Source organism: Methanoregula sp. (genome assembly GCF_002835825.1).
Lineage (GTDB): Archaea > Halobacteriota > Methanomicrobia > Methanomicrobiales > Methanospirillaceae > Methanoregula.
In genome coordinates, this window is record NZ_PIZH01000369.1 from 1 (window position 1) to 2141 (window position 2141).

Here is a 2141-nt window from a genome sequence, read left to right on the forward strand (position 1 = left end):
CTGAAGAGGATCTTCTTCCATAAAAGGGAATTTTTATCCTTCCTGCGCTTTGCCCTGATATTCAACATCCTCTTCTTTTCGACCATGCTGTACCTGGTCGAATACGATGCGCAGCCCGACAAGTTCTCCAGCATCCCTGCCGCGATGTGGTGTGCGGTGATGACGGTAACGACGGTCGGGTACGGGGACATCTACCCGGTTACGGTTGCAGGAAAGATCATTACCGGGCTTGTCACGATAACCGGGGTCATCCTCCTGGCCGTGCCTGCGGCAATCCTCGCCTCCGGGTTCATGGAGGAGCGGGAGCGGATGCGGCACATGATGAGCGACCGGCACGCGTCCCTCCACTCGGAGTTGGAGCTCGTAGAAAGGGCAGGGATGCTCCGGGACAAGGGAATCCTGTCCGATCAGGAGTTCGAGGAGTACAAGGCGAGGATCCGGAATAAATAAGCGGCACGTGTACCGGCTCCTGCTGCAATGGAAATTATCAGCTCTGTAGAAACGCACATGAACGGGAGTTCACACCCGAACCATGAAAATTGCCTGAATTGAACACTTTTTGTGGGCAGCAAAGACTGCGATGATTTTAGGATCCAAATCCTGTTGTAGAAAGTAGTCCATCCCGTACACCCGAATGCGTCCTGGAACGCGGATGGGAAATTGCCGTGTACAGGAATCAGCTGCCCACAGGATTAGTATGTCAAATGAAAAAAGAAAAGTTTGTGGGATTGATGTTCACAAGACATTTCTTGTTGCAACAATACTCGATCGAGAAGGAAACGTTGAGACCCGAAGAATCCGGCAGGACCAGGAATCGCTCATTGCATTACGAGAGTGGATTCAAACTGAGAGGTGTGAATCGGTTGCATTTGAATCAACCGCTGATTACTGGCGATCCCTGTATCTGGTACTGGAAGATCGGGTACCGGTTACTGTCGCAAATGCGTATCATATCAAACATGTCCCCGGGAGGAAGACCGATATCACCGACTCCCGGTGGATTGCCCAGTTGGAACTGAATGGGCTCATTGAACCATCGAGAATATTTTCCGGAGAGAAGTACGATCTCCGATCCTTAACCCGGAGCAGAGAACATCTCGTCCGGAACCGGACCGAACTCAAGAACAAAATTCACCATCTTCTCGACACTTCCAGCATCAGACTGTCCTCAGTATTATCAGACCTGTTTGGGTAAATCCGGATCGATAATTCTCAAAGGGTTGGTACAGAATAAACCCCTGGAAGAAATCATCACTTCCCTTCCCCGGAAAATGAGAGGAAACACCGATGCGATTTCTGCGGCATTGCCTGCTGCAATTCCCCCGGTTACACTTATCCTTCTTCAGTCTTACCTCAAACTCGTTGACAATCTTGATGCCGAGATCAGACTTCTGGAAGGAAAAATCAGGGAATCGCTGGCCGGTAAATCCCGGGAACTCCAGATCCTTACATCAATTCCCGGTATCGGGTTTATCGGGGCCTCGACACTTATCGCTGAGATCGGGAATGTTCACGATTTCGAAGATGCCGATAAACTTGCTAAATGGGCCGGGCTGACTCCTTCGGTTTATCAATCCGCCAATGTCACGAGAACGGGTTCGATCACCAAACAGGGATCGAAACATATCCGGTGGATCCTTGTCGAACTTGCACACATCGCTATCCGGTCGCCCGGAAGGATCAAATCGTTCTTTGAACGATTGATGCCAAAAAAAGGCTACAAGAAATCCATCGTTGCAGTCGCCCGTAAAATGCTCCGGATTGCCTGGCATCTCCTGGTTCATGACGAAGTATTCGTTGATGATATGCCCCGATCCAAACAAGTCAAATTACCTAAGTTGCCGAAAAAAATTCAGTCATTCGGGATTAACAGGATTATCGAATTATTCTCAAAGGCAACGGAAGTGATTATCAGGGATCAGAATCAGGAAATCTTTCGGTTGGGCCTGACCGATTGATTTCCTCATGGCCAATTTTCATGGGAAATCCTAACCATATAGTTACGACAGAAAAACAGGATAAAACAATTTTCGTCAGGTATCGCAAGGGGGGATATCGGCCGTGACCGGAGGCCAGGGCAGACTTGAGAAGATATCTGTCAGGATATCTTCGGGTGCCCCGGTGGCGGGGAATCAGTCGTT

The 2141-nt window shown here is 49.4% G+C and carries 3 protein-coding genes; all 3 read left to right on the forward strand.

Annotated elements, in window-relative coordinates:
* A partial coding sequence (locus tag CW742_RS11150; RefSeq protein WP_292420394.1) for a potassium channel family protein occupies positions 1-450 on the forward strand: 450 nt, incomplete at its 5' end.
* Between the two features lie 247 nt (positions 451-697).
* A complete protein-coding gene (locus tag CW742_RS11155) occupies positions 698-1195 on the forward strand; it encodes a transposase (protein WP_292420397.1) in 498 nt (165 codons plus the stop codon).
* 25 nt (positions 1196-1220) lie between these two features.
* Positions 1221-1958: an IS110 family transposase gene (locus tag CW742_RS11160; RefSeq protein WP_292420399.1), complete on the forward strand. Its 738-nt coding sequence runs from the start codon at positions 1221-1223 to the stop codon at positions 1956-1958.
* The last annotated feature ends 183 nt before the right edge of the window (positions 1959-2141 follow it).

Excerpts from the sequence above, each read along its gene's own strand:
- CW742_RS11155 (WP_292420397.1), top strand. The coding sequence starts at position 698 with ATGTCAAATGAAAAAAGAAAAGTTTGTGGGATTGATGTTCACAAGACA.